Source organism: Psychroflexus montanilacus (assembly GCF_020164535.1).
Classification (GTDB): Bacteria; Bacteroidota; Bacteroidia; order Flavobacteriales; family Flavobacteriaceae; genus Psychroflexus; species Psychroflexus montanilacus.
Genome location: NZ_JAIQZC010000001.1, coordinates 419,558 through 443,484, shown reverse-complemented (window position 1 = coordinate 443,484; position 23,927 = coordinate 419,558). Strand labels below are relative to the sequence as shown.

At 35.4% G+C, this 23,927-nt stretch carries 19 protein-coding genes; 4 read left to right on the top strand and 15 right to left on the bottom strand.

Annotated features, from left to right (window positions below; translation table 11 throughout):
* Window positions 1-936, bottom strand: coding sequence for a glycosyltransferase family 2 protein (locus LB454_RS02090; RefSeq protein WP_224462656.1), 936 nt, complete (start codon window positions 934-936; stop codon window positions 1-3).
* Window positions 933-1,817, bottom strand: coding sequence for a glycosyltransferase family 2 protein (locus LB454_RS02085; protein ID WP_224462655.1), 885 nt, complete (start codon window positions 1,815-1,817; stop codon window positions 933-935). The genes LB454_RS02090 and LB454_RS02085 overlap by 4 nt, the downstream gene beginning before the upstream one ends.
* A gap of 268 nt (window positions 1,818-2,085) precedes the next feature.
* On the opposite strand from LB454_RS02085, the gene LB454_RS02080 reads away from it, so the two are divergent.
* Window positions 2,086-2,799, top strand: coding sequence for a 2OG-Fe(II) oxygenase (locus LB454_RS02080; protein ID WP_224462654.1), 714 nt, complete (start codon window positions 2,086-2,088; stop codon window positions 2,797-2,799).
* Between the two features lie 76 nt (window positions 2,800-2,875).
* On the opposite strand, the gene LB454_RS02075 is transcribed toward LB454_RS02080, so the two are convergent.
* Both LB454_RS02075 and LB454_RS02070 read right to left on the bottom strand, forming a co-directional pair.
* A complete protein-coding gene (locus LB454_RS02075; protein WP_224462653.1) occupies window positions 2,876-5,020 on the bottom strand; it encodes a M3 family metallopeptidase in 2,145 nt (714 codons plus the stop codon).
* Between the two features lie 10 nt (window positions 5,021-5,030).
* Window positions 5,031-5,720, bottom strand: coding sequence for a cell division ATP-binding protein FtsE (locus LB454_RS02070; protein ID WP_224462652.1), 690 nt, complete (start codon window positions 5,718-5,720; stop codon window positions 5,031-5,033).
* A gap of 149 nt (window positions 5,721-5,869) precedes the next feature.
* On the opposite strand from LB454_RS02070, the gene LB454_RS02065 reads away from it, so the two are divergent.
* Window positions 5,870-8,881, top strand: a complete 3,012-nt coding sequence (locus tag LB454_RS02065) for a tetratricopeptide repeat protein (RefSeq protein ID WP_224462651.1) — start codon at window positions 5,870-5,872, stop codon at window positions 8,879-8,881.
* A gap of 70 nt (window positions 8,882-8,951) precedes the next feature.
* Here the strand turns inward: LB454_RS02065 and LB454_RS02060 are convergent, their stop codons facing one another.
* The 9 genes from LB454_RS02060 to tamL all read right to left on the bottom strand — a co-directional run bounded on the left by LB454_RS02060 (window position 8,952) and on the right by tamL (window position 20,252).
* Window positions 8,952-9,815: a sigma-70 family RNA polymerase sigma factor gene (locus LB454_RS02060; RefSeq protein ID WP_224462650.1), complete on the bottom strand. Its 864-nt coding sequence runs from the start codon at window positions 9,813-9,815 to the stop codon at window positions 8,952-8,954.
* Window positions 9,816-9,983: 168 nt separating this feature from the next.
* The gene (locus tag LB454_RS02055; protein ID WP_224462649.1) at window positions 9,984-11,183 is read right to left on the bottom strand and encodes a glutamate-5-semialdehyde dehydrogenase; all 1,200 of its coding nucleotides are present in this window, start codon (window positions 11,181-11,183) and stop codon (window positions 9,984-9,986) included.
* A gap of 12 nt (window positions 11,184-11,195) precedes the next feature.
* Window positions 11,196-11,990 carry a glutamate 5-kinase gene (gene proB, locus LB454_RS02050; protein ID WP_224462648.1) on the bottom strand — a complete coding sequence of 265 codons (795 nt, stop codon included), beginning with the start codon at window positions 11,988-11,990 and terminating at the stop codon, window positions 11,196-11,198.
* Window positions 11,983-12,786, bottom strand: coding sequence for a pyrroline-5-carboxylate reductase (gene proC / locus LB454_RS02045; protein WP_224462647.1), 804 nt, complete (start codon window positions 12,784-12,786; stop codon window positions 11,983-11,985). The genes proB and proC overlap by 8 nt, the downstream gene beginning before the upstream one ends.
* A 249-nt stretch (window positions 12,787-13,035) precedes the next feature.
* Window positions 13,036-15,192: a polyribonucleotide nucleotidyltransferase gene (locus tag LB454_RS02040; RefSeq protein ID WP_224462646.1), complete on the bottom strand. Its 2,157-nt coding sequence runs from the start codon at window positions 15,190-15,192 to the stop codon at window positions 13,036-13,038.
* 137 nt (window positions 15,193-15,329) lie between these two features.
* Window positions 15,330-15,599 carry a 30S ribosomal protein S15 gene (gene rpsO / locus LB454_RS02035; RefSeq protein ID WP_093366043.1) on the bottom strand — a complete coding sequence of 90 codons (270 nt, stop codon included), beginning with the start codon at window positions 15,597-15,599 and terminating at the stop codon, window positions 15,330-15,332.
* Between the two features lie 99 nt (window positions 15,600-15,698).
* The gene (gene accD / locus LB454_RS02030) at window positions 15,699-16,559 is read right to left on the bottom strand and encodes an acetyl-CoA carboxylase, carboxyltransferase subunit beta (protein ID WP_224462645.1); all 861 of its coding nucleotides are present in this window, start codon (window positions 16,557-16,559) and stop codon (window positions 15,699-15,701) included.
* 17 nt (window positions 16,560-16,576) lie between these two features.
* Window positions 16,577-17,644, bottom strand: coding sequence for a class II fructose-bisphosphate aldolase (gene fbaA, locus LB454_RS02025; protein WP_224462644.1), 1,068 nt, complete (start codon window positions 17,642-17,644; stop codon window positions 16,577-16,579).
* 52 nt (window positions 17,645-17,696) lie between these two features.
* On the bottom strand, window positions 17,697-20,252 hold the full coding sequence (gene tamL, locus LB454_RS02020) for a translocation and assembly module lipoprotein TamL (RefSeq protein WP_224462643.1): 2,556 nt from the start codon (window positions 20,250-20,252) through the stop codon (window positions 17,697-17,699).
* A 32-nt stretch (window positions 20,253-20,284) separates the two neighbouring features.
* Here tamL and LB454_RS02015 point away from each other — a divergent pair, with 32 nt between their 5' ends.
* Window positions 20,285-21,013: a TrmH family RNA methyltransferase gene (locus tag LB454_RS02015; RefSeq protein ID WP_224462642.1), complete on the top strand. Its 729-nt coding sequence runs from the start codon at window positions 20,285-20,287 to the stop codon at window positions 21,011-21,013.
* Between the two features lies 1 nt (window position 21,014).
* Here the strand turns inward: LB454_RS02015 and porT are convergent, their stop codons facing one another.
* Both porT and ubiE read right to left on the bottom strand, forming a co-directional pair.
* Window positions 21,015-21,707: a type IX secretion/gliding motility protein PorT/SprT gene (porT, locus tag LB454_RS02010; RefSeq protein ID WP_224462641.1), complete on the bottom strand. Its 693-nt coding sequence runs from the start codon at window positions 21,705-21,707 to the stop codon at window positions 21,015-21,017.
* Between the two features lie 2 nt (window positions 21,708-21,709).
* Entirely contained in the window at window positions 21,710-22,441 is a 732-nt protein-coding gene (gene ubiE / locus LB454_RS02005; RefSeq protein WP_224462640.1) for a bifunctional demethylmenaquinone methyltransferase/2-methoxy-6-polyprenyl-1,4-benzoquinol methylase UbiE, read from the bottom strand.
* 102 nt (window positions 22,442-22,543) lie between these two features.
* On the opposite strand from ubiE, the gene trkA reads away from it, so the two are divergent.
* Window positions 22,544-23,893: a Trk system potassium transporter TrkA gene (gene trkA / locus LB454_RS02000; protein WP_224462639.1), complete on the top strand. Its 1,350-nt coding sequence runs from the start codon at window positions 22,544-22,546 to the stop codon at window positions 23,891-23,893.
* Window positions 23,894-23,927: the final 34 nt, after the last annotated feature.

Below are 23,927 nucleotides of genomic sequence, written 5' to 3'. Positions count from 1 at the left end.
TTATCTAAAAGCTGTTAAATAGATATTTTTTTTAATAAGCAGCAACTGAATCTTTTTGAAAAATCTCAAGACGTTTGGTGAGAGTTTCATCAAAAACACTTGTTTTTGAGTAAGGTTTGTTCGATCAATGTCATTCACAACCACTTTCCATAGCTTACTTCCATCCATTTTGCATCTTACAACTAATGCATACCTAAAGACATCTAAGTATTTTTTGAGGGATAGGTTGTCTTTTTCTTGGTCTTTAAATTTTGAAATAAAATAGAGGCGGTCTTCATTGTATTTTGATTTAGCTAAGTTGTTTTCACTGTCTTTATAATATCGCATGCCAACCTTAGGATGAAAGGCAATTGAATATTTTAAGGCGGCTCTTGCAAAAAAATCTAGGTCCTGCGCTGTTCTCAATTTTATATCGAAAGGACCAATCTCTTGAAACTTGTCTTTGCTAAAAGCAGCCGATGAAGTCCAAATAATGGGGTTTATTAAACTGGATTCAAAATAATCACCTATAAGTTGCGGCTTATTGCCTAAATCAATATTAAAATTTGCCTTGCGGATGGTTTTGTTTTGCATCATAATTTCATAAGCATCGCAATAAATCCCAGCATTTGGAAATAACTCTATAAGTTGCTTAAGTGAATTAAGGTGATGGGGATACCAGTAGTCATCGGCATCTAGCAAGGCGATGAATTGGCCTTTGGCTTCAAAGATACCTTTGTTTCTGGCTACAGATACACCTTGATTTTCTTGGGAAATTACTTTCAGTCTTGGGTCTTTTACAGACTTTACTCTTTCTAGGCTATTGTCAGAAGAACCATCATTCACTACAATGATTTCAAAATCATTATACTCTTGTTTTAAGACACTATTTAAAGTTTTTAGGATATAATTTTCCTTATTAAAAAGAGGGATAACAACAGAGAAGAAGTGACTCATTGCCTGTTGATTTTACAGAAATAGCCTAATTTATAGATATTGAATAAGGTCACAGTGTTTCTCTCTGATGTTAATCTATTTCTGATATGATTTTCAAAATAAATGAATGTACGAGCAAAAATTCCTTCAAGTTTAAGAGATTTTAATTTTTCAAAAACATTCAAAATTTGAATTTCATCAGAGGGAATCAATTTCGAATCGTAGATAGTTTTCAAATTTCTTAAGGAAAATTCATTTTTATCAATAAACACAGAATCTTCATCTATGTCTTTGTGAATAACCGGATTGTTTATATGTTCTATATGACTTCGCTTTTTTTTCAATTCATATGCAAATAAAGTGTCTTCATGTCCGTATTTGGTGAGAATTTCATTAAATTTTATTTGCTCAAATAGTTCTTTCTTAATAAATAGATTGTTTGTTAATGTTGATAAATAAGGCTTTTTTAAACGTTCTACTACCGTTTTGTCTTCTTTGTAGTAGCCATATTTCCACCTCAATTTATTCTTATGTTCTATAGAATACTCATGCTTTCTTCCGCCATAAATGGCCTCAGTTTTTTTTGTGATTTTTGATAAATAGTTGGTCAAAAAAGAACTGGAATTTGGCATTACATCGCAATCTAAAATAAGTAGATAGTCAAAACTAGCATGTTCTGCTAATAAATTAATAATCCTGCCTCGACCTAAATTTTGGTCTAAATATTTATAATTTAGATTAAACTCTTGAGCTACTTTTCTATTTTCTTCAACAAAGGAAATTGAATGATCATCAAAAACTATGATTTCTATAGTTTCATTCAAGACCAAAGATTGATGATACAATTCTTTTATCAATGGGGATACATCAAAATTGTATGCAGGAATTAATATAGAAAGCATATCAAATTAGGTGTTTTTGTAGGAGTACATGAGTGGTTGCATATCTCAGCCATGTATTTTAAGGAGTATCTATGCAACATTTGAATTCAAATTTGGTATATCTGTACAATTCTAGATTTTAACTAACTTTACAAAGTTAACCAAATTCGGATGTGTTATTAAAAATCGACAACAAATAGCAAAGCATATTTACAATCATCTTGATAGCAATCGAGAAGAGATTCTACGTCAATTCCAAAATAATACAAATACGATCCCTTATTTCTATTTGGACGAGTTACTTCCTGTTGAATTTGCCAAACAACTTTTTGATGTGTTTCCAAAGAGTTCTGAGATGATGCATAAAAAAAGCATTAGAGAAGATAAGTATGTAGGTTTTAAAATGGATAAGTACAATGCATTGCTCGAGGAGTGTATTTATGCCTTTCAGGATTTAAGAGTTGTAGAATTAATTTCTGAAATATGCGGAATTGAATCAGCACTTCCAGATGAACATCTCTATGCAGGAGGACTCTCTAGCATGGGCAAAAATCAATTTTTGAATCCTCATTTAGACAATTCACATGATAAAGATAGAAAGCTTTGGCGAGTTTTAAATCTCTTATATTACATCACACCATCTTGGGAAAAAGCTTATGGTGGGAACTTAGAGTTATGGCCAAATGGATTAAACAATGAAGCCATTACTATACATTCTAAATTTAATCGATTGGTAGTCATGGCAACACATCAAGAATCTCTTCATTCGGTTTCACCTGTTACACACGAAGGTTTTAGATGTTGCATATCCAACTATTACTTTTCAGAAAAACCATTTCGCGAGGACGATGAATTTCACGTCACATCATTTCGAGGGCGACCAGAAGAAGCTTTAAAAGATAAAATCTTGAAATTAGATAGCAGCATTCGAATGGGAATTCGAAAAGTGTTCAAAAAAGGGATCATCAAGAATCCTCATGTTTACAAAAAAGATGAAGATTAATCCTTTGCTTTGGACTTAATTCCCAAGGCCTTATCTAAAAAATTCAAATGAATAAAACTGCATACTTTCAAATGCTTTAGTTTTCTTTCGATACAGGAAAACCTCTATCTCTCATCAAAGCATCAATTTCGGCATCTCTACCTCTAAATTGTTTGTAGGCTTCAGCTGGGTCTATAGCGTTTCTTGGAGCAAAAAGGAATTCAACCAATTTATTGGATAAGGTTTCATCATAAAATCCGCCTTCAGCTTCTGCGAAGGCTTCAGCCGCATCAGAAGTAAGCACATCTGCCCATAAGTATCCATAATAACCTGTGGCATAGCCTTCACCTGAAAAGACATGTCCAAAGTGGGGAGAGCGATGACGCATCACCAATTCTTTTGGCATTCCTAACTCGTCCAAAGTTTCCTTTTCAAAAGTTTTAGGATCTATTTCACTCGGATCTGTAGTATGATACTTCATATCCATAATAGCTGAAGCTAAAAACTCAGTAGTAGCAAATCCTTGGTTGAATTTTGAAGCTTTCTTGATTTTTGCTATCAATTCTGCAGGCATCGGTTCGCCGGTCTTGTAGTGTTTCAAATAAGTATTAATGACTTCATCTGTATATATCCATCGCTCCAATAATTGAGATTGAAACTCGGTATAATCTCTCACGCCACCATTTAAAGTGGGGTATTTCACGTCTGCACTCAAGAAATGTAAGGCATGCCCAAATTCATGAAAGAAGGTTTCCGCATCATCCCAGGAGACCAAAATCGGTTCTCCTTCTGCTGCTTTTACAAAATTCGAATTGTTGGAAGCCAGTACGTTGGTTTCACCATCAAAATTTGTATAAGATCTGTAGGTTGTAGCCCAAGCCCCAGAGCGTTTCCCTTTTCTAGCATATGGATCCAGATAAAACAAACCAATATGCTCTCCATCGGTTTTGCTAGTCATTTCATAAACTTTCACGTCCTCATTGAAGACAGGCACGCTTCCATCGGTGATTTCAGAAAACTCAAAATCAAATAATCGACCAGCAACATAAAATATGGCTTCTGTAAGGTTTTCTAAAACCAAATATTCTTTTACTTCTTCAGAGTCAAGATCGTATTTCTCTTGTCTTACTTTTTCAGCATAGTACCTGTAATCCCAGGCTTCTATTTCAATTCCTGCGTTTTCCTCATTGGCGACTTTTTGCATGTCCTCAACTTCTTCATCCACTCTGGCGATAGCAGAGGGCCACACTGCCATCAATAAATCCATGGCGTTTTCAGGAGTTTTGGCCATTCTATCCTGAAGTCTCCATTCTGCAAAATTATCATATCCTAAAAGCTCAACACGTTCATCTCTCAACTTCAAGATGTCTTTAATCAGTTCATTATTGTCGAATTCATCTCCGTTATCACCTCTGGAATAGTAATTTCTCCAAACTTTCTCTCTTAGATCTCTTTCATCAGAATAGGTAAGAAAAGGATCCATAGAAGACCTTGTGTTGACAATAGCATATTTATCTGGTTTTCCTTGTTTCTCAGCTTCTTTCTTGGCTGACTTTATAAATGAATCCGACAAACCACTTAACTGATCTTCATCCAAGAATGTAACATAGTTTTCTTCATCATGAAGTATGTTATTTGAGAAATCGGTATAGAGTTTTGAGAGTTCTTTATTGATTTCTGCATACCGCTTTTTACCATCTTTATCTAAATTGGCACCGTTCATTTCGAAGGATTTGTAGACCAGTTCTACAACGCGCTGCTTCTGTGGTTCAAGGGCTTGTTCTTGACTTTCGTCATAAACAGTTTTGATTCTCTTAAAAAGCTTCTCATTTTGACGAATTGTTGATTGATAGTCAGACAGTTTTGGAGATAGTTTTTGCTGGATTACTCTAAATTCTTCAGAAGAGTTGTTACTGCTCCAAATACCATAATATGTATAAACTCTATCTACCAACTTACCAGCTCTCTCCATGGCCTCTATGGTATTTTCAAAAGAAGCAGATTCACTATTATTAGTGATCTCTTCAATTTCAGATAGATGCTTTTCTATGGCATAATCCATAGCGGGCTCCAAATCTTTCAAATTCATGTCTTCAAAATTTGGCACCCCTTCGTAAGGTCCTTCCCATTCTTTTAAGAGTGTGTTTTCTGTCATCAACTTACCTTTAGATTCCTTTTCTTCAGAGCAAGCTAGACTTAATGCAAGCATGCCCAAAGCAATTAATTTAATATTGAATTTCATATTGTAAAATTTAATGCTGTTGTTGTTTTTGAACCACCTCAAAGAGACGCTGACCATCGCATTTTAAAGTTTTGGAAGGAAATTTCAGTAGTAAAGCATAATCGTGTGTCGCCATCAAGATTGTATTCCCGTTAGCATTAATTTCCTGAAGTACCTGCATTACTTCCACAGAGGTTTGCGGGTCTAAATTACCTGTTGGTTCATCTGCAAGGATGAGTTCTGGGTCGTTGAGCAGCGCTCTAGCAATGGCGATTCGCTGTTGTTCTCCACCAGAGAGCTGATAAGGGAACTTAAAACTTTTAGTCTTCATTCCAACTTTGTCCAGTACCTCATCAATCTTTTGCTCCATTTTAGACTTATCTTTCCAGCCGGTAGCTTTTAAGACAAAAATCAAATTTTCCTTGACATTCCTATCATTTAGTAATTTGAAATCTTGAAAAACAACACCAAGCTTACGTCTCAAAAACGGTATTTGTTTATCCTTTAGGTTTTGTAATTCTACACCTACAATTTGCCCGAAACCACTTTTTAAAGGCAAATCTCCGTAAAGCGTTTTCATAAAACTACTTTTACCTGTTCCTGTTTTACCGATGAGGTAAACGAATTCTCCTTTTTTTATTTCGATATTAACATCGGATAGGATGAGAGCTTCCCTTTGAAAGATGCTGGCATTACTGAGTTCTAGAATGGTTTCTGACATATGGAGTTAGAAAATTTACAAGTTATAAATATAGGATTATTTAATAGATGATGAAAAATCAATATGCGATTCATCATAATTAAAAATAAGCTTCAGCGTTATATGTGTATATAATTTTATCTTTGATTGATACTAAAAAACGTATAACAATGCCAAAAATTTTCTTTCTGTTCATCTTGTTTGCTTTAACCAACCTTCAAGCACAACAAACCCAACGTTCTACAGATGTCTTAGGGAAGTACCAAGACGCTTTACATTTTTATGAACAAAATCAATTTGATGCTGCCAGTACAGCTTTTCGATCGATTTATTCTGAAATTGATAGTGATCAGTTAAAGTCCAATGTCGATTATTTTTTGGCAAAGTGTGCAATTAAATTGGGTAAGCCAAATGCTGATGAACTGATGGAGGATTTTATTTCTGAAAATCCCACCAGCCTGAAGGCTAACAAAGCATATCTGGAGGTTGGTAACTATTATTTCACTAATAAGGATTACAATAAAGCGAATAAATGGTTGAATAAGGTAAACACCAATTCTTTATCCAGAGATGAACTTAAAACGTATCAATTCAACTTTGGTTATACCAATTTTAGAACCAAAAATTATAAAAAAGCCCAGCAGCTTTTCGAAAGCGTAAGAAACGATAAAGAATATGGGGCTCAAGCTAAATATTACATAGGGTTTATTGCTTATGAACAAAACGAATATGAGTCTGCATCAGAATTGTTTGACGAAGCTAGGAGCGAGGGCGTCAAGGGAAACAATATCTCCTACTTCCAAAGTGATATGAATTTCAAATTGGGAAATTTTGAAAAAGCTATCCAATTGGGTCTAGAGCAACTTCCAAAATCGAATGTCCGCGTACGTTCTCAGCTCAATAAAATTATTGGTGAAAGTTACTTCAACCTTAAAAATTATTCAAAAGCTATTGAGTATTTGAAAGAATATAGAGGCGATAGAGGAAAATGGAATAATACCGATTACTATCAATTAGGCTATGCGTATTATGAAACTGGTGATTATGAATCTGCTATTGAAGAGTTTTCAAAAATCATAGATGGACAGGATTTTGTTGCTCAAAATGCGTATTATCATCTCGCAAAAGCATATTTGAAAACAGACAGAAAAACTCAAGCTTTAAATGCCTTTAAGAATGTAACAGAAATGGACTTTGATAAGGATCTCCAACAAGATGCATTTTTGAATTACGCAAAACTGAGTTACGAGATTGGAAATGCCTATCAGTCTGTGCCAGAGGTTCTTCAAACTTATATTGAGACTTATCCAAATTCAGAAGAAACAACTACAGTTGGTGATCTTTTGATTGACTCTTACCTGACTTCAAAAAATTACGAAAAGGCAATTTCAATGCTAGAGGGCAGCAGAGACTATGACTACAAGCTTGCTTTTCAAAAAGTAGCTTACTATTACGGTATTGAACTCTTCAAAGATAATCAACTCAAAGAAGCCAAGACCTATTTCGATAAATCCTTATCTGAGAGATTAGACAGTGAGTACACTGCAAAAGCGACCTACTGGAAAGCTGAAGTGGATTATGCGTTAGGAAACTATGAAGAGGCTCTTGTAGGATATAAAGAGTTTAAGGGAATGGCAAAAGCAAAGGAATTGCCTGAGTACTATTCTATAGATTATAATATTGCTTATTCTTATTTTAAAACTAAAAATTATAGATTATCAGTTTCATTTTTTGAGGACTTTATAAAAGTAGAACGACCTTCACAGCGCCTGCATGATGCTTTTGTAAGACTTGGGGATGCTCAGTTTGCGTTAAGGCAATACTGGCCTGCTATGGAAGCTTACAATAGTGCAATTGAGATGAAGAATTATAAGAGTGATTATGCTTTTTTTCAAAAAGCATATAGTTATGGTTTTGTAGATAGAAATGAGCAAAAAATTCAAAACTTGAATTTATTCATTAAGAATTACCCAAAATCAATCTATAAAGACGATGCTTTATATGAACTAGGAAATACCTATGTGGCAGAAAATAAAGACAGACAAGCCATTCAAGCTTATCAAAATATTTTGACCAACCACAAGAATAGCTTGTATTACCCCAAGGCACTTTCCAAGCAGGCTTTGATATACTACAATCAGGAAAAATATGATGAATCTCTAACGAAGTTTAAACAACTGGTCAATGAGTTTCCAAATACGCAAGAAGCACTTCAGGCAGTACAAACTGTCCGATTGATTTATATTGATATGGGGCAAATCGATAAATACTCAAGTTGGGTAAACACCCTCGATTTTGTTGAAGTCGCCGATTCCGATATTGAAGAAGCTACTTATGAAGCTGCAGAAAATAAATTTCTTGATAATAACATTGAAAAAGCAATTTCAGGATTTAAGACTTATCTCAAAGAATTTCCAAATGGAAAAAATAGTTTAAAATCAAATTTTTATCTAGCTCAATTACTATACAATAAAGGAGAAATTCAAGAAGCCCTTCCTTATTATGAAACTGTAGTAGATAGCCGCTCTAGCGAATTTACTGAAGAATCTTTAAGACGAATCTCTCAGATTTATTTATCTAATGATGATTATGAGAAAGCCATAAGCAGTTTAGCTCGTCTGGAAACTGAAGCTAGTTTTTCTCAAAATGTAATATTTGCTCAGTCTAATTTAATGAAAGCTTACTTTGAAATTGAAAATTATGATAAAGCTTTGATTTATGCTGAATTGATTTTATCTAAAGACATTAGTGATGAAGAGGTGGTGAGCGATGCTAAAATTTTTATTGCAAGATCTTCGCTTAAAGTGGGTGATGAAAAGCGAGCAGAATCTGCCTACAAAGATGTGCTTGAGTCTGCTACAGGAAAATTGAAAGCTGAAGCCCTATACTACGATGCTTACTTTAAACATAAAGCTGAAGACTACGAAGCTTCTACAGCTGTAGTCCAGGATCTGACCAAAAATTATTCTAGGTATAGAGAATTTGGAGTGAAAGGCTTATTGCTGATGGCCAAAAACTTTAATGCTTTGGGAGATAACTATAATGCTACGTATATTCTAGAGAACATTATCAAGAACTTTCAGTCGTTTCCAGAAACAATTTCAGAAGCAGAAGAATTACTAAAAACCATCAAAGTTGAAGCTTCTGAAACCAATTCCTCTGTAGACGTAGATCAAAATTGATCTACAAGCTTTACCATTAAAAAAGCCCTCAATTGAGGGCTTTTTTGTATTGTAATAAAACTTCTGAAAATTAACCCAGATAAGTCTTTAATATTGTACTTCTAGAAGTATGCTTCAGTCTTCTCACCCCTTTTTCTTTGATCTGGCGAACACGTTCTCTGGTCAATCCAAAGGTTTCACCAATTTCTTCAAGTGTCATTGGCTGTTGATTTCCAAGACCGAAATAAAGTCTGATAACGTCAGCTTCACGAGTGGTTAAGGTTTCTAGAGCACGTTCAATTTCAGTCTGAAGAGATTCGTGCAGCAAGTCATTTTCCGGACTTGGTGATTCTCCAAATTTTAAAACATCGTAAAGGTTGGAATCTTCACCTTCAATAAGTGGTGCATCCATAGATAAATGACGACCAGAGTTTTTTAAAGACTCTTTTACGTCATTTACAGTCATTTCCAATTCCTTAGCAATTTCATCTGGACTTGGAGGTCTTTGATGACGTTGTTCTAAAATAGCAAAGGTTTTATTGATTTTGTTGATAGATCCAATCTTGTTAAGCGGTAGTCTTACCACACGAGATTGTTCTGCCAAAGCAGAAAGAATGGATTGTCTAATCCACCAAACGGCATAAGAAATGAATTTGAATCCTCTGGTTTCATCAAAGCGTTTTGCTGCTTTTATCAATCCTAAATTCCCTTCATTAATGAGGTCGGGTAGGGTAAGACCTTGATTTTGGTATTGTTTGGATACCGAAACCACGAATCTTAAATTCGCTTTAGTCAATTTTTCTAGAGCAAGATCATCTCCAGCTTTAATGCGTTGAGCTAATTCTACTTCTTCTTCAGCAGTAATTAAATCTACTTTTCCAATTTCTTGGAGGTACTTGTCTAGCGATGCAGTTTCTCTGTTGGTAACCTGCTTGGTAATTTTAAGTTGTCTCATTTAGATATGTCCTCGATTATCGTTTATCTACATATCATTTTACGATTGAATGTCTTCAAATGTTACAAGTACGGTGAAAATATTTTTAGAAGAACATCAATGATAATAGAAAAAAAGCCTGCTTATCAATGATAAACAGGCTTTTAAACTCAAAAATTATTTTAAAATTTATTCTCTGATGTGTCCATCACCCCAAACATAATATTTGTTGGTAACCAATTGTTTAAGACCCAGCGGACCTCTATGGTGTAACTTATCTGTAGAAATCGCAAGTTCTGCACCAACTCCCATTTGTCCACCGTCTGTAAATCGAGAAGACGCATTTTGGTAGACAGCTGCACTGTCTATTTGTTGCATAAAGTCTAATGCTTTATTATCATCCTTGGTGATAATTACTGAAGAATGACCACCTGAATATTTATTGATTTTCTCAACGGCTTCATCAAATGAATCTACAGAGGCTAAAACAATTTTTAGAGCTAAAAACTCTTCTTCCCAGGTATCTTCAGTAGGTAGGGTTGGATAATCTGTAACGTCTTCAACCTTACCGTCTGCGAGAATTTCTACTTTGTAGTCTTTCTCTAAGGTATGGGCTAGGTCTTTTACTCTTGCTTCAAAATCAGCCAGATTTGTGTCTATTAATACCTTATCTAAAGCATTGCAACCCGATATTTTATCAGTTTTAGCATTGATAATTACTTTTTTAGCAATATCCCAATCTGCATCTGGTGCAACATATAGAAAATTATTACCTCGTCCACTTACCAAAACAGCACCCTTAGCAGTTTTCTTTACGAAATCAATCAACTTGTCTCCACCTCTAGGGACAACAAGGTCTATTTTTTCTGGTGGGTTGCTTAGGAACTCTTGTGTTTCCTCTCTGTTGAGGTGTAATAAAGTGATCCAGTCCTTGGACAATCCATTTTCTTCTAAGGCCTGGTGCCAGCATTCTTCCAGAATAATATTACTATGATTTGCTTCTTTACCACCTTTCAAGAAAATTTTGTTATTTGCTTTAAAAGCTAAAACAGCAGCTTCAATTGTAACATCTGGTCTAGATTCATAAATGATTAAAATCGTACCAAACGGGTCGGTTTTATTTACGATTTTAAGACCTGTATCCAAAGTTCTTTCAGAAATAGTATTTCCAACAGGATCTTCTTGATCTTTTACTTCTTTGATGGCTTTTATCATGCCGTCGACTTTATTTTGATCGACAACGAGTCTGTCATACAAGGCCTGGTCATTTCTATTGAAGGATTCCAAATCCTTGCTGTTTTCTTCTATAATCTCGTTTCTCCTTTTATCTATAATATTCATCATAGATTGAAGAACTTCATTTTTTATTTGTGTGTTTAGTAATTTCATGTGTACTTAATTTTAAACTGTAAATTTTGTTCCTACTTCTTTTCCTTCAAGAATATCTATTATGATGTTCTCATCTTTACCATTTGCAATGTAAGTAGGTATATTTTTACTAGCAGTCATCTTAGCAATTTTTAACTTGGATTCCATGCCTCCACGTCCTTCGCCTTCACCTTTTTCATTTTCCTGGACATATTTCTCCACGTTATCGTGAACTCTTACGTGTCTCAATAATTCTGAATCTTCGTGATCTGGATGACCAGTGTAAAGACCTTCAATATCTGTGAGCATGATCAACATATCGGCACCTACCAATTCTGAAACTAAACTAGCTAACTCATCGTTGTCTGAAAACATAGACATTGACAAGGAAACAGCATCATCCTCATTGGCAATAGGAATAATACCTTCTGTTAACAGGCCTTCGTAACAATTGATCATATTTTCACGGTATTTCCCTGGAGCAAAATCTCTTTTGGTTGCCAGAACTTGACCGCATCGCATTCCAAAATCATGGAACATGGTGTAATAATGTCTCATCATCCTAGGTTGTCCAACAGATGAATAGATTTGTCGTCTTGTAGACTTATCTTCTGAGGAACATGTCCCCAAAACCTCTTTCCCAGCAATTGCAGAACCTGAGGAAACAAGAATTGTTATGATGTCTCTTTCATACAAATATGCAATTTGTCTAACTAGGTTTTTTAATATAGGACCAACAATTCTATTGTTTCTATTGGTCATAACATTTGTCCCAACTTTAACTACTATACGTTTAGCATGCATTCTATCTGAGTTTAAATTATTCATCACCTAATTCTACTGCTCTGTTGAAGGCTGCATAAGCTGCATCCTGAATAAGCTGTTTTACATTATTATCGTCCATAGAGTCTAGAGCAGCTCTGGTTGTACCTCCTTTTGAAGCTACTCTGTCCATCCATTTTTCAGGTGTTAGGTCAGATTCATTAAACAAATGAACTGCACCTTCAAACGTGTTGCTTACCAGGATTTTAGAATCATTGTCTGAGAATCCCATTTTCTTTGCAGCCTCTAGCATAGATGCCATAAAATAGAAGATGTAAGCAGGACCACTACCAGAAATACCAGTAGATTTGTTGATGAAATCTTCATCTTTTACGCGTATAGACTGACCTGTTGTATCCAGTAAATTTCTTATCATAAGAAGTTCTACTCTGGATACTTCCTTGGACTCTGTATAAGAAGTCACACCTTTTCCAACTTTTGCAGGAAGGTTGGGCATTGTTCTTACTACTTTTTTGACGTTTAAGCCATTTTGAATATTTTCAATTGTTACTCCTGCCATCAAAGAAACTATGATTTGTTGATCATTAAGCATGGGCTTCATCCTTTCGAATAATTCCTCGCTGTGATATGGCTTTACGGCCAAGAAAACAACATCTGCATCAGTCAGACAGTCTTCTAAATTATAAAAAGTATCATAATATGATACCTCGCTAAGTTTCTTTAATAAGTCCGAAGAGACATCATGGATCATTAAATTTTTTCGGTTCAATAAAGGGGATTTTGCCATTCCTTCAGAGTAGGTTAACCCCATATTACCTGCTCCAATTACTAATACTTTCATTTTATTTTTTTAAGATTTATAAAAATGATTGTTTAATACTGTGCAACCTTTATGCACATTTACTAAAATACTTATATTATTAATTTATTTTGTATTATTAAACATGTTTTGTGATAAAACAGAAGTTTTCATCAAAAAGACTCAACAAAACACGCAATTTTCGCATGAAATTGTGTCAGTTGCGCAAGTCTGTCAGTAAAAAAAAAGCGGCTTAGAATGTTCTAAACCGCTTAAGATGATTGGATTTTATTAAGACTTTGAGTTTTCGTCTTCTTTTTTTGGACTTCTTTCTGGTTTTTCGAGAAGCGCTTTTCTAGAAACTTTAGGTTTTTTGGTTCTAGGATCTACACCAAAATATTTGACTTCCAGAACATCACCAAGTTTCACAACATCGGCTACGTTTTCTGTTCGTTCCCAAGCCAACTCAGAGATATGAAGCAGTACCTCATTTCCCGGAGCAGCATTATATTCTACAACAGCTCCAAAGTCTAAAACTTTTACAACAGTTACTTCATAAACATTACCTTTCTCAGGCTTGAAAGTAACTGAATCAATTTTAGCTAATACTTTATCAATTCCTTCCTGCTTAGTTCCAAGGATTTCAACAATACCTTCTTCGGTTACAGGATCTTCGTTGATGACAATTTCTGTTCCTGTTGATTTCTGTAACTCCTGAATTACTTTTCCTCCTGGTCCTATTAAAGCACCAATGAATTCATTCGGAATTCGTCTGGTGATGATTTTAGGAGCATGAGCTTTTACATGTTCGTTAGGAGCTGGGATGGTATCAGTCAACTTCTCTAGAATATGTAGTCTTCCTGCTCTTGCTTGTTGTAAAGCTTCAACTAAGACTTCGTAAGGCAAACCTTTCACTTTTATGTCCATCTGGCATGCTGTAATCCCGTCTGCAGTTCCAGTAACCTTAAAGTCCATATCACCAAGATGATCCTCATCTCCTAAAATATCTGAAAGTACAGCGTGACGTTTACCATCAGAAATCAATCCCATAGCGATACCAGAAACAGGCTTAGTCATTTTGATACCAGCATCCATCATAGCCATAGTTCCTGCACAAACAGTAGCCATGGATGAAGAACCATTGGATTCTAAAACTTCAGAAACAACTCTTACTGTGTAAGGATTATTTTCCGGAATCATACCTTTAAGCGCACGTTGTGCCAGGTTTCCGTGACCAATTTCTCTTCTTGAAGTTCCTCTTATTGGGTAAGCCTCTCCTGTACAGAAAGGAGGGAAGTTATAATGCAAATAGAAAGTCTCTTCACCTTGGTGAGTAGGCATGTCTATCGTGTTGGCTTCTCTAGAAGTACCTAAAGTAACTGTCGCAAGAGCCTGTGTTTCTCCTCGTGTAAAAATGGCTGAACCGTGAACAGAAGGCAAATAATCAGTTTCACACCATATTGGTCTGATTTCGTCTGTTTTTCTACCGTCCAATCGCAATCCTTCAGCAAGGGTAAGTTCTCTTACGGCTGCCTTTTCTGTTTTATTGAAATAAGCTTTGATTTGCTTTTCATTTTCTTCCAATTCTTCTTCAGTAAACAAAGCTAAAACTTCATCTTTTACTGCCGAAAATGCTTCGCCACGCTCTCTTTTGCTGTGGCCTCCTTTTGCAATTTCATAAATCTTATCGTAAGCTGCATCATGAACTCTTTTTTCAAATTCTTCATTTTCTTCTTTTACAGCATACTCTCTCACTGGCTTTTTACCAAAAGCTTCAGCCAAACGGATTTGAGCTTCTACTTGTTTTTTGATATGCTCGTGAGCGAATTTAATGGCTTCTGCCATTTCTTCTTCAGAAATTTCTTTCATTTCACCTTCTACCATCATGACAGAATCTGCAGACGCTCCAATGATCATGTCTATGTCAGATTCTTTTAATTGGCTTCGGCTTGGATTGATGATGAATTCACCATTAATTCTTCCGACTCTAGCTTCAGAAATAGCAGTTTCGAAAGGAATATCAGACAATTGAATAGCCGCTGAAGCAGCTAGCCCTGCAAGTGCATCTGGCATAACTTCTTCGTCATGAGACATCAATTGAATCATGACTTGTGTTTCTGTTTTATAATCTGAAGGGAATAAAGGACGCAATACACGGTCAACTATTCTCATCGTAAGTACTTCACCATCGCTAGGTCTTGCTTCTCTTTTGAAAAAGCCTCCTGGGTACCGGCCAGCTGCTGCAAATTTTTCTCTGTAATCCACAGTTAAGGGGAAAAAGTCCATCGTGCTTTCTTTGTAAGATGATACGACTGTACAAAGCAACATAGCGTCGCCCATTTGAACAACCACAGAACCGTGAGCTTGTTTTGCAAGTTTACCAGTCTCGAGTTTGATTTCTCTACCATCTCCGAGATCGATGATTTCACTAAATGTTTTTGGAATCATAAATAATGATTTAAAGGTTATACGTTTTTCTTAATTACGTGTTGTTGTGTTGTCGTTTAGAAAAAATGTAAAACCAATTGAAGTCGTTCCAAGGAACGCTTTTAAACTAAAAAAGGGGCAAATTTGCCCCTTTAGTATTATTTTCTTAATCCTAATTCTTTTACAATTGCTCTATATCTCATAATGTCTTTTTTCATGAGATAATCAAGAAGATTTCTTCTTTTACCAACCAATTTTACCAAAGATCTTTCAGAATTAAAATCTTTTCTGTTTGTTTTCAGGTGTTGTGAGATGTGCTCGATTCTTTTTGTCATCAAAGCAATCTGTCCTTCTGCAGAACCAGAGTCTTTCTCGTCTTTACCGTGTTTAGCAAATAATTTGCCTTTTTCTTCTAATGTTAAGTACATGCCAATATTATTTCAATAATTTTTATGCTAGAATAGATTTTCTATTCAATCGTGCAAAAGTAATCTTTTAAATTTAATTGCAAAGTAAATCTTTGAGATTTATGCTCTTACAGGCTGGTTCATAATGAGATCAATATATAAATTGATCTTATGTTTGAGTTCTTTCCTGTGGGAAATGAAATCTAAAAACCCATGTTCTTTTAAAAATTCTGAAGATTGAAATCCTTCTGGCAGGTCTTTCCCAGTCGTATCTTTTACAACTCTGGGTCCGGCAAATCCTATTAAAGCTCCTGGCTCACCGATGTTGATATCGCCCAGCATAGCAAAAGACGCTGTTGTTCCACCGGTTGTAGGATCAGTACATAAAGAAATATATGGCAAATTTGCTTTTGCCAATTGTGTAAGTTTTATAGACGTTTTAGCAAGCTGCATAAGTGATAGCGCTGCCTCCATCATTCTTGCTCCACCAGATTTTGATATAATAATGAGGGGGCAGTTGTTTTTAATAGCATGATCTACGGCTCTTGCAATTTTTTCTCCAACGACAGAACCCATAGATCCTCCTATGAATTTAAAATCCATTGCAGCAATCACTATATCCTTACCTTTAGACTTTCCAATAGCTGTTCTTATCGCATCTTTGAGGTGTGTCTTTTCTTCAACTTCTTTTAGTCTGTCTTTATATTTTTTGGTGTCCTCAAATTTCAAAGGATCTTTGGATTTTAATTTTGCATCCAACTCCTCAAATTTTCCATTATCAAATAATATATCAAAGTATTCGGCACTTCCTATTCTTACATGATAATCATCTTCAGGACTTACAAAGAAGTTTTTTGCAAGCTGTTCTGCATCAATAATTTTTCCAGTAGGGGATTTATACCACAAACCCTTTGGAACATCTTTTTTGTCCTCAGTTGCTGTTTGTATACCTTTCTTTTTTCGTTTAAACCAAGCTGCCATATAATATAGATGCTAAATTATAATGTATTGATATTGTTCAAATCCTTAAATGCTTTCTCTAATCTAGTAATGAATGTAACTTCACCTTCTCTTAGCCATTTTCTTGGATCATAGTGTTTTTTGTTGGGAACGTCATCTCCTTCTGGATTTCCTATTTGAGTGGAAACATAGTCTTTTTTACCGATCATATAATCTCTTATTCCTTCTGTAAAGGCATATTGAAGATCGGTGTCAATATTCATTTTGATTACACCGTATCCAATGGCTTCTTGGATTTCTTCTACAGTAGAACCACTTCCTCCGTGAAAAACAAAGTCGATATGATTTTCTTGTACCTTATATTTTTTGGAAACATATTCCTGTGAATTCTTGAGAATTTTAGGTGTTAATTTTACATTCCCAGGTTTGTAGACCCCGTGTACGTTGCCAAATGCAGCGGCAATGGTAAATTGGTCAGAAACTTTACTCAATTCTTCATAAGCATAAGCTACTTCTTCTGGCTGAGTATATAACTTAGACGAATCAATATCTGTATTATCTACACCGTCTTCTTCACCACCAGTTACTCCTAATTCTATTTCCAGAGTCATTCCCATCTTTTTCATACGTTCAAGATAGGTTTTGCATGTTTCGATATTTTCCTCGATCGGTTCTTCAGAAAGATCAATCATGTGTGAACTGTAAAGTGGTTTACCATGAACTTCATAAAACTTTTCACCCTCATCCAATAAACCATCTATCCAAGGCAATAATTTTTTGGCGCAGTGATCTGTGTGAAGAATTACAGTTGCTCCGTAGGCTTCTGCTAAATCATGAACATGTTTTGCACCAGTGGCAGCACCTTTGATGGCAGCAAGCTGATCTTCATTAGACAAGCCTTTGCCTGCGTTAAATTGAGCCCCTCCATTAGAGAATTGAATAATGACTGGGGAGTTTAATTTGGCTGCAGTTTCAAGAACAGCGTTTATTGTGTTGGAACCTACAACATTTACAGCTGGAAGTGCGTAACTGTTGTCTTTGGCGTGCTGAAAAATCTCCTGAACTTCTTTTCCTGTAGCTACGCCTGGTTTTATATTATGACTCATAATGTCTTATTTTTAAAATTAAACGAATGTAAAATTAATAAATATATATCTACTAGAACGGATAATTGATTCCGAAGTTAAATACTGCATTGCTGAAATTGTAATCTTTAAACCATTTTGAGCCCTCACTTCCAGGATTATAGGTTTTGAATCCTAAATCCATCCTAATCACAAAAAACTCAATATCATAGCGTAACCCAAAACCTGAAGCTATCGATAATTCACTAAGATCTTCTATACCATCGAAGGTGGCTGCGGGATCATCTACATTGTCAAAAACATTCCAGATATTTCCTGCGTCTATAAATAAAGCACTGTTAAGACTTCCAAATAAATTGAACCTGTATTCTGCATTGAAAGACAGTTTAAAATTAGCTTCGTTGAAATCATTTACGCCATTGGTTCGTCCAGGCCCTAAGTCATAAGGTCGCCAGCCTCTATTATCGTTGGGTCCACCGCCAAAAAAACTCCTAGGGAATGGGATCGAATTTGCGTTGCCGTAAGGAATAGCTATTCCGCCATATGCTCTAGTAGCTATTACTTTTTTGTTTCCTAAATCCCAATGTTTAATATAGTTAAGCTCTGGTTTGATGTACTGTGAAAATTGTACACCAAACAATCTGTAATTTCCATTTTGAGTTTCTTCCAGGCCAAGTGGTTCTGCAAATAATGATAATAGATTCCCTGCCCATTCTATCTTCGCTCTGAATTGTGAAAAATTTTCATCAAATAAATCTCGTCTTGTGCTGTAATCAAAGGTAAAATTTGAAGCAACTATCAGGTTGTTTTCCGTGAGTCGTTCTCTTCTTTCGATAAGGGAATTTGCAGTTACACGATCTTCATTATTAAGATTTACGCTTTGATTATTAATATCTTCAATAAAACCTCGGGTACCTTCAGGAATAATCAAATTTTGTTCTCCTTGCTCATTTTCAAAGAGAAACTCTGGGTTTACTTGGTCTAAATTGTTTCTTGATATTTGATTTAATTCTGTGTAAGAGTTTCTAAATACATTAAAAAAATTGGCGGCATTCAAATTATTCACAAACTGAACATTCATAAGGTCAAATTGATAAGAAGTCCTGTCTTTTGGTTTCCATCTGTAACCAAATTTAGCATTTAGGTTTCGTCTATCAAGACCAATGTTTTGCTGTGTACTAAAGCCAACGCTGGCAGTTGTAAAAGGTGACATTGTATTTTTAATAATTTGATCTGTAGGCAGAGGAAAAATAATTCGTGGAAAGTTCAACCTTAAATCCATACCATACTCAAGTATATCCAAAAACTGATCTCCAGAATTTCCGAGGTCTCTGGATGAGCCAAAATTCCCTCTTCCAGATAGCTCAAGAGTTTCTGCTCCTCTGAAAATATTTCTAGAAAGAATCGAAGTATTGAACCCTACACCAAATTGCTGGATATTACTCTGGCTAACATCAATACCAAAGTTGGTAGAAAACCTTTCTTTAGGAGTCAACAAAACATTTGCAATTAACCCTGTTCCTGTCGTGTCTCTTGGGTCTTCTTCGTATAAAATATTAGGATATTTAAAAATACGTGTTTCTGCAATTCTATTATTTGTTCTAGACCTGTCAATGTCTCTGTAAATACTGTCTTTTTTGATAAATACAAATTTTGCTAGGACTTCAGGGTTTAACTTTAGGTTTCCAAAGGAATATACATTGGTATTTTGATAAACTACAGAGTCTTCAACTTTTGTCGTGATACCATCATAGTCTGCAAATACGTTGACCTCACTAATTCTATGTACTTTAAAGGGGATAGAAGCAACAGTATCTCTTACATCTATAAGCCGATTTGCAATATTTAGTTCGAGGTTAATTTTTTGATTGTTATTCAGGGTGTCTGCATAATAGGATATGTATTCTTTTTCAAAATGATACAATCCATGATTTCTGAAGTACCTACTTATAAAGTCTCTGTCTATGTTGAACTCTTCTGTATCGTAAGGTTTGCCAATTTTTACTCTATTGTTTTTCTTTATTAATTGGTAAAGGGAGTCTGCAGCGGCAGATTCTATATTTTCTGATATACTATCGATAATGTATAAATTCCCTGGGGTGATTTTATAGTCGATTTCTACAGTTTGATCCACAGAATCCCTTTTTACTTCGTATTCAGCTTCAGCATTGAACCAGCCATGATTCCAATACCATGACTTAAGTTTTTTTAGTGAGGTTTCAGTCTTGCCCTGGTCAAATAGAGTAGGGGCTTCCCCCGTTTTTTTGATGGAATTATTCACATTTACCCATGTTTTCTTGAGCTGAACGACCTGGCGTTTGGATAGCAGGGAAACAAGCCGGTCGGAGCGTTTTTCTGTTTTACCCACCCAATTGATAAAGCGATTTTCAGGATTGGTTTGCGCGAGATTATAAATTTGAAGCTTTAGAGGGAAACCCAGTAATTTTGAATTGGTCTGCTGGGAAAGCTGTTTGTATATTTCTCTTTTGTTAACTAAAGTATCACTGCTTAATATTTTTTGTTTGGTAATCAAAAACTCATCAGTCTTTAGCTTTCTAGTGACATCGCAGGAGAAAAACAGGAGAGGAATTAAAAGAATTAATGGTAGTTTTGTGAGTCCGTAGTTCAAGTGTGTGATGTTTTCAAAAAATATAATTTCAAATGCTCAGCAAAAATCAAATTAAGCTTATAAAAAGTTTGAACAAAAAAAAGCACCGTTTAGAGCATGATCTCTTTGTTACTGAAGGTGTAAAAGTAATCAAAGAATTTTTAAAAAGTTCATTCAAGTTAAACGCATTATATTCAGTTGCAGATATTTTTCATGTAGAGCAAGGCGAAAGCCATATTATTTCAACCAAGGAGTTGGATAAAATTACAAATTTGAAAACTTCACAGACAGCTTTGGCTGTTTTTGAAATTCCAAAAGCCATTCAGCCTAAGGAAAATGCGAAGCTGAGTCTGGCTCTGGATGGAATAAGAGATCCTGGGAATTTAGGAACTATAATTCGCATTTGTGACTGGTTTGGGATAGAGCAACTCATCTGCTCACAAGATACTGTAGATTGTTTTAATCCTAAAGTGGTTCAGGCGACAATGGGTTCGCTTACACGTGTGAACATAATTTACACAGATCTGGACTCTTTTTTATCGGCTTCTTCTGCTCATAAATATGGAGCTTACATGGACGGTAAAAACGTCTATAAATCTTCAATCCAAACTGAAAATTCAATTATTGTTTTGGGTAATGAAGCGAATGGAATTACACCAGAAATATATGCCCATATAGATGACAAAATTTCGATACCTAGCTATGGAACATCCAAAGGAGCAGAAAGTCTTAATGTAGCAATGGCAGGAGCTATACTTCTGAGTGAGTTTAAAAGAAGATAGTTTACTGAAAGGTAAAATTGAGAAAAATACCTCGGGTTTTAAGCGATTCTATATTGGAGGTCCAGGGGCTGTTTGGGTCTTCATCTCTTACAAGCTCGTTCCCCATTCCAAAAACTCCTCTAATTGAAGGAGTGAATTTGAAATAATCAAAGTAAATATCCACTCCAAAGCCTACTTCGTAATAGTAATTTTGAGTTTTTAATCTGAACTGACCTGCAGAATTGTCCTGTGGATTGTCTTCATTACTCGATAAATTATGAGAAACAGATGCACCTCCAACTATGAAAGGCTTGAAGTTATTGATTCGTTTTGCAGAAAATTTTAATAGTAGAGGAATGTGCACATAGGAGGAATTGACATCTCTGAAGCGATCATTTTCCTCTGTGAAATTTGGAAAAGTGAGAGTCCGGTTGGAAAAAACTACTCCTGGTTCTAATCTCAAATCCAGATATTCATTTATCCTCAAGTTTCCAATGAGTCCAACATTGAAACTTGGACTTTTACCTACATCAATATCCTCTCCCTGGTCGTTATACTTGATTTGAAAATCATACATGTTCATGCCCAGGTAATATCCCCATGACCAACGTTTCTTATCAAAATTTTCTTTGTTTAAGACCCTTTCCTTATTGAAAAGCTGGGCGTTGGTATAATTAAACCCCAGCAAGAAAATCAGTATAAAAAGTAACCTCATAACTATTTTTTAGATGCAGAATATATCGTAGAAACACCAAATGTTTGCGGATGGTCTTCTACGTCTGTAAACCCGATTTTCTTTAAAATATTGTTGAATTTTTCACCATAGGGAAAAACAGATGCACTTTCGCTTAAATATTGGTAGGCGCTTTTGTCTTTTGAAAACAACTTTCCTATAGTTGGTAAGATGTAATTAGAGTAAACCCTGTACCCTTGCTTGAATGGAAATTTGGTAGGCACAGAAGTTTCCAGCACTACAAAAATCCCACCAGGGGAAAGCACGCGATAAATTTCTGCTAGACCTTTTTCTAGATTTTCAAAGTTACGAACTCCAAAGGCTACAGTTATAGCATCAAAAGTATCATCTGGGTAGGGCAGGTCTTCAGAATCTGCCTGCACCATTTCAATGCGTTTATTTAGATTTTTGGCGTTGATTTTATTTTTGCCAACCTGAAGCATGCCAGCAGATATATCCAAACCAATTATTTTCTCGGCATTGGAGTCTGCCATAGCAATGGCTAAGTCTCCAGTCCCTGTAGCCACATCCAATATGAATTTCGGCTGAGTTTCCTTCACCATTTTTATAACTCGCCTCCGCCACTTTAAATCAATCCCAAAAGATATGACTCGGTTAAGTCCATCATAGTTTTCTGAAATATTGTCAAACATCTGTTCGACTTGTTTTTTCTTTTCTACCTCAGAATCTTTATAGGGTTTCACATTTTTACTCATTCAAGTTTTTTGTTGCGAAGATACATCTTCTTGAGAATACACTTCTTTAATATGAAGCCTCTTAGTACTTCTTTTTTAAAATTTTGCATTAGTTTTGTTATCATGAAAATAATAATTGCAGGTGCTGGAGAAGTTGGTTTTCACTTGGCTAAACTTTTCTCTTACGAAGCCCACGCCATTACTTTGATAGACATTGATGAAGAGCGCTTGGAATATGCAAACAAGCATCTTGACATAAAGATTTCCTACGGAGATGCTACACTTCCGAGCTCACTAAAGGAGGCTGATGTGGCCAATGCAGATATGCTTGTTGCAGTGACTTCCAACCAATCCATCAATATTTCTATTTGTGTTTTTGCGAAACAAATGGGGGCTGGCAGAACAGTAGCCAGAGTTTCTAACCAGGAGCTATTGGATAGTGAAGATGTAATAGACATGAAAGCTTTAGGTATTGATGAAATGATTTCACCAGAAGCATTGGCAGCCAATGAAGTGAAAATGCTTCTCAATCAGTCGGCATTTACAGACACTTTTAAGTTTGATGACGGGGCATTAACTATGATGGGACTCACTTTGAGATCTAAAGCCCCATTTATAGGGAATACCGTTCAAGAAGCAGCAGATATTTTTCCTGGATTGCACTTTGTTCCTATTGCTTTACAGCGTTACGGGACACAATATACCATTATCCCAAGGGGTGATACAGAGTTTAAAAGAGGGGATAGGGTCTATTTTATCACAGATTCTGAAGGCGTTGAAGAACTCTATAAATTGACAGGAGCCGAAAGGCGTTCCATTAAGAAAGTAATGATTCTTGGAGGAAGCAACATTGGTAGAACATTGGCCAAAGACCTTTGTAAAGAAAATTTTTCAGTTAAAGTAATTGAGAAGGATCATAAGAAAGCTGTCGACCTTGCCAACATTTTGCCCAATGCTTTAGTGATAAATGCCGATGGTAGAAATGTCGAGATTTTAAAAGAAGAAAACATAGGCAAGATGGATGCTTTTGTAGCAGTTACAGAAGATTCTGAAACCAATATCATTACTTGTCTGGTTGCTAATTCAAAAGGGGTGCGTAAAACCATAGCTTTGGTAGAAAATATGGATTATTTTCAGTTAAGTCATTCCATAGGTATTCATTCTTTGGTCAATAAAAAATTATTGGCTGCCAACAGCATTTTTAGATATTTGAGAAAAGGAGATGTTGTAGCCATGACTAAACTCAATAATATGAACGCGGAATTACTTGAGTTTGTTGTTAAAGCAGAATCTAAAGTAACCAATAGTAAAATTGTGGATATTAATTTTCCAAGAACAGCTGTTGTTGGTGGTGTGATTCGCGATGGAAAGGGAATTATTGCTTTGGGAGATTTCAAAATAAGAGAAGGCGATAGAATTGTGGTTTGTACGCTACCTAAATCTATAAAAAGTGTAGAAAATTTATTCTGTTAGTGTGGCAAATTTAAATCTTAAAATCGTTGCCCAT

Excerpts from the sequence above, each read along its gene's own strand:
- LB454_RS02090 (WP_224462656.1), bottom strand. The coding sequence starts at position 936 with ATGAGTCACTTCTTCTCTGTTGTTATCCCTCTTTTTAATAAGGAAAAT.
- LB454_RS02085 (WP_224462655.1), bottom strand. The coding sequence starts at position 1,817 with ATGCTTTCTATATTAATTCCTGCATACAATTTTGATGTATCCCCATTG.
- LB454_RS02075 (WP_224462653.1), bottom strand. The coding sequence starts at position 5,020 with ATGAAATTCAATATTAAATTAATTGCTTTGGGCATGCTTGCATTAAGT.
- LB454_RS02070 (WP_224462652.1), bottom strand. The coding sequence starts at position 5,720 with ATGTCAGAAACCATTCTAGAACTCAGTAATGCCAGCATCTTTCAAAGG.
- LB454_RS02065 (WP_224462651.1), top strand. The coding sequence starts at position 5,870 with ATGCCAAAAATTTTCTTTCTGTTCATCTTGTTTGCTTTAACCAACCTT.
- LB454_RS02060 (WP_224462650.1), bottom strand. The coding sequence starts at position 9,815 with ATGAGACAACTTAAAATTACCAAGCAGGTTACCAACAGAGAAACTGCA.
- LB454_RS02055 (WP_224462649.1), bottom strand. The coding sequence starts at position 11,183 with ATGAAATTACTAAACACACAAATAAAAAATGAAGTTCTTCAATCTATG.
- proB (WP_224462648.1), bottom strand. The coding sequence starts at position 11,990 with ATGAATAATTTAAACTCAGATAGAATGCATGCTAAACGTATAGTAGTT.
- proC (WP_224462647.1), bottom strand. The coding sequence starts at position 12,786 with ATGAAAGTATTAGTAATTGGAGCAGGTAATATGGGGTTAACCTACTCT.
- LB454_RS02040 (WP_224462646.1), bottom strand. The coding sequence starts at position 15,192 with ATGATTCCAAAAACATTTAGTGAAATCATCGATCTCGGAGATGGTAGA.
- rpsO (WP_093366043.1), bottom strand. The coding sequence starts at position 15,599 with ATGTACTTAACATTAGAAGAAAAAGGCAAATTATTTGCTAAACACGGT.
- accD (WP_224462645.1), bottom strand. The coding sequence starts at position 16,559 with ATGGCAGCTTGGTTTAAACGAAAAAAGAAAGGTATACAAACAGCAACT.
- fbaA (WP_224462644.1), bottom strand. The coding sequence starts at position 17,644 with ATGAGTCATAATATAAAACCAGGCGTAGCTACAGGAAAAGAAGTTCAG.
- LB454_RS02015 (WP_224462642.1), top strand. The coding sequence starts at position 20,285 with ATGCTCAGCAAAAATCAAATTAAGCTTATAAAAAGTTTGAACAAAAAA.
- porT (WP_224462641.1), bottom strand. The coding sequence starts at position 21,707 with ATGAGGTTACTTTTTATACTGATTTTCTTGCTGGGGTTTAATTATACC.
- ubiE (WP_224462640.1), bottom strand. The coding sequence starts at position 22,441 with ATGAGTAAAAATGTGAAACCCTATAAAGATTCTGAGGTAGAAAAGAAA.
- trkA (WP_224462639.1), top strand. The coding sequence starts at position 22,544 with ATGAAAATAATAATTGCAGGTGCTGGAGAAGTTGGTTTTCACTTGGCT.